This window comes from Streptomyces sp. NPDC002265 (assembly GCF_040296125.1).
Taxonomy (GTDB): Bacteria; Actinomycetota; Actinomycetes; order Streptomycetales; family Streptomycetaceae; genus Streptomyces.
Window position 1 is genome coordinate 1 of sequence record NZ_JBEOWS010000586.1, and the last position, 3,237, is coordinate 3,237.

Genomic DNA, 3,237 nt, shown 5'->3' on the forward strand with positions numbered 1-3,237 from the left:
CCTGCGTCGCTGCGGGCCCGGCCGCAGTGACGCAGGCCTCGGCCTCGGCGACGGTGTCCCCTGGAGGCAACCGCCCGCGCGTGGCGCCGTGTGCTCGGGCAAGGCTCGTGTGCGGCACGTGTCTTGCCCGTGTGGGGCGGTGTCTTGCTAAAGGCCGAGGTCCAGTGCCAGGCAGGAGTACCGGGACCACACGCCTTCGGGGTTGTAGGTGTCTCGTGCCGGGTCCGCGGGGGAGGCGGGCTTGTCTGCGGTCGTGTCCTTGAGGCGTATCGGCTGGGGCAGGCTGCCGAACCGCGCATGACGCAGCAGGGCGGCGCTGTCGGGTGTGTCCGGTGCGCTCGATGCATTCGGTGTGTTCATGAGTGGACTCCTCGGTTGTCGAAACCGGCCGGCTGCGCGGCGGCGGCGGGCCGGCGCCGTCCTGGGCGGAGGTTTCCCCGGCGGGAGCGCTCCCGTGGCGGTGCGGGTCGTTGTCCCGTGCGGGGCGCGGCGGCAGCGGTGCCGCCCTCTTTTCACGTGTGTGCAAGGGGGTTGGAGCCGCCGGGGGCGTTGCGGTTCGATCACGGCCGGCGGGGTGTCCGGGCGGTGAGGCCTGTCCCGTGCCGGGAAACCTACCCCGCACTTAACTTGCACACAAGACAATTGGCGGCCAGGCAAGTGTGACGTCGGTATCGGGGGTGTCCGGGAACCATCGCTGCACGCGGCAGTCCGGCGGCGCCGGCCGCGGGGGATCCTCGACACGCGAGGCGCCGGTGCCGCCGCGTCGGGGATTTTCGCGACGCATCCCGGCCGTGTCGCACCGCCGGGTGCCGTACGCGGCGGTGCCGCGGGGGAGTGCGACACCGCCGGGTGGGTCGTGCCGGGCCGTGGGCCCGGATGGCGGTCTGGGTGATGGAGCCTGGCGTTCACCTGGTCGCCGGTGATGAGGGTGGCGGTCCGGGCCGGCGGGATCTCCTTGTCGGGTGTCGGGTGTCGGGTGGCGGGCACCGCCTGGGCGGCGGGCATCAGGACACTGCCGGGCATCGCGGTCGCGGTGCCTGCAGCGGTCGGGCGCGTTCCTCGAGCGGCGGATTGCTGCACTCTTCGTGCTCCGGCAGCGGTGTCGGCGCAGGGATCACATGGCCGTGTGCCCGGGAAGGCTCCTCGCCTTTGCGGCGGGACCCGGCACGGCGCTGCGCCTCTCCTGCCGCACGGTCCCGGGTGTGTGCAGGCCCGCCGGGGGCGGGTGCGCACCGATGCGAGGCCCGGTCCGGCGGATGCGGCCGGTTTGCGGACCAGGGGAGATCTCGTCGTTGATGCCGCTGGTCGCGGCGGCGACGGCAGCACGTGTCCTGGCCTCGGCCAGGACCTCGGCTTGCGCCTGCGGGCAGCCTGCGCCTTCGGCGGTGTCCGCGCCCTTGGGCGGGAAGCCGGCCGTGGTCGCCGTGCGCGGGCAGCAGCGAAGAACGTCCTGCCGGTGACCGAGAGGCGGCCGGCGCCGGAACTCTGCCGGGCGGGCGGCCTCCTCGGCGGCGCCGGGGGGACTGGCGTCACGCACCGCTGCGCGCGGACCCTTTCGGCGCGGGCGGAGCCGGATGGTCGCCAGCGGCCGCGGCGCGGCGCGACGCGAACGCGAGTGGGGGGGCGTCCGGGGGCGGAAGGCGGCAGCGTACCGGGCGATCAGCCTCCGGCTCGACGTGCGCACAGGGCGAGCAGGTGCTCGCCGGTGGTCGAGGATCCGCGGGGCGGGGCCGCCTGTGTTGCGCCCTGTGCCGGGCGGAACGCGCTGGTGGCGCGGTGCGGCGATGCAGCCGGGCGGTCACGGTGCCACCCCCCGATAAGCCTTTGACGGTGTACTACACGCCCCCTCTTTACTTGTGCACGTGGTAAATGCTAGGGTGGTGGACACCTTCGCTCGTCAGAGTCGACGCGGCGCCATTCAGTCAGACGGTTCCGGTGCACGTCATCATCGATGACCGCTTCGCGCAGAGTCCGCCGGCAGCACCTCGCAGGAACCCACCCCCCGCGCAGACCTCCGCGCTCCGTGTGAGGCCTTGCATTCCCAGGAGTGACGACATGCCCGCTATCCATGCACCCTTCGCCGTGTTCGCGCACCACCGGCCAGCGAAGACCATGGCCGCTTTCGTGACCCTCGGCGTGGCCCTGGCCCTATTCCTGGTCGGTATCGGCATCGGCACCGCCAGGGCCGACGGCAAGGCCCACCACGTAGCCGCCGCCAGGAGCTACGTCGCCGCACCGGCCGTCCAGTGCACGGACGTCGTGCGCGGCACGACTGCCGCCAAGAGTTCCGCCAGGGGACGGTCGCAGGGCATGTGCCCCGGCGGACGCTCGTAGCCCCTGGATCCGCAGGAGCCTTCGGGCCGCGGGGCCTGGCGGTGCACACCGGCGTACGGCGCACCCGGCGAACGCAGCCCTGCAGTGTGCGCGCACCCCGATTCCGCGAACCGGCCCGGCGCAACACGCCCGGACAGGGCCGGCTGCGCCGGCCTGGCCGGCACCACGCACCCGCCCGGGGAGAGCGGACCAGAAAAGACGTCCCGGGCGACCCGCACCTGTGCGGCTTGGCGCCGCACTGCGCCACCGCAGGGCCGGCGTACCGTGCTCCACCACCCGGGTGCGGGAAGGGGCGACGTTTCCTGTCCGCCTTCCGGCCCGCACCGGCACACCGTCCGCCAAGACCTTGTGCAGGCCCCGCCCACGATGCGGCAGCCTTCCCTCCCGCCTTCTTCCCGCTACCCCCCGTTTGTGAGGTTGAGTTTCATGTCGTACGACGTCGAAAAGCCGGACGAGCAGTGGCGCGCCGAGCTGTCCCCCGACGGGTACCAGGTCCTGCGCCGTGCCGCCACGGAGAGGCCCTTCACCGGCGAGTACACCGACACCAAGGCGGCGGGTGTCTACTCCTGCCGTGCCTGCGGCGCCGAACTGTTCACCTCCGCGGAGAAGTTCGACTCGGGCTGCGGCTGGCCCTCCTTCTTCGATCCGAAGGACACCGATGCGGTCGAACTGGCCGAGGACCGCTCGTACGGCATGGTGCAGACCGAGGTCCGCTGCGCCCGCTGCGGATCCCACCTCGGGCACGTATTCGAGGGCGAAGGCTTTCCCACCCCGACCGACCAGCGCTACTGCATCAACAGCATCTCCCTGCGGCTGACGCCCGACGAGAGCTGAACCACCGCGCGGGGGCCGGACCTGCACGTCCGGCCGCATCACCATCCGGCCGGCCGTCCAGGCGCGGCC

At 72.8% G+C, this 3,237-nt stretch carries 4 protein-coding genes; 2 read left to right on the forward strand and 2 right to left on the reverse strand.

The window, feature by feature from the left end; genetic code table 11:
* Window positions 1-147: 147 nt before the first annotated feature.
* Both ABT085_RS45140 and ABT085_RS45145 read right to left on the reverse strand, forming a co-directional pair.
* The gene (locus ABT085_RS45140; RefSeq protein WP_351622714.1) at window positions 148-360 is read right to left on the reverse strand and encodes a hypothetical protein; all 213 of its coding nucleotides are present in this window, start codon (window positions 358-360) and stop codon (window positions 148-150) included.
* A 754-nt stretch (window positions 361-1,114) separates the two neighbouring features.
* The gene (locus ABT085_RS45145) at window positions 1,115-1,537 is read right to left on the reverse strand and encodes a hypothetical protein (RefSeq protein WP_351622717.1); all 423 of its coding nucleotides are present in this window, start codon (window positions 1,535-1,537) and stop codon (window positions 1,115-1,117) included.
* A 518-nt stretch (window positions 1,538-2,055) separates the two neighbouring features.
* Between ABT085_RS45145 and ABT085_RS45150 the strand changes: the two genes are divergently transcribed.
* Together ABT085_RS45150 and msrB are read left to right on the forward strand one after the other, a co-directional pair.
* A complete protein-coding gene (locus ABT085_RS45150; protein ID WP_351622718.1) occupies window positions 2,056-2,334 on the forward strand; it encodes a hypothetical protein in 279 nt (92 codons plus the stop codon).
* Between the two features lie 426 nt (window positions 2,335-2,760).
* Window positions 2,761-3,168, forward strand: a complete 408-nt coding sequence (gene msrB / locus ABT085_RS45155) for a peptide-methionine (R)-S-oxide reductase MsrB (protein ID WP_351622721.1) — start codon at window positions 2,761-2,763, stop codon at window positions 3,166-3,168.
* The last annotated feature ends 69 nt before the right edge of the window (window positions 3,169-3,237 follow it).

What these genes read in the sequence shown, in the direction of transcription:
- ABT085_RS45140 (WP_351622714.1), bottom strand. Translation starts at nt 360, where the DNA reads ATGAACACACCGAATGCATCGAGCGCACCGGACACACCCGACAGCGCC.
- ABT085_RS45150 (WP_351622718.1), top strand. Translation starts at nt 2,056, where the DNA reads ATGCCCGCTATCCATGCACCCTTCGCCGTGTTCGCGCACCACCGGCCA.
- msrB (WP_351622721.1), top strand. Translation starts at nt 2,761, where the DNA reads ATGTCGTACGACGTCGAAAAGCCGGACGAGCAGTGGCGCGCCGAGCTG.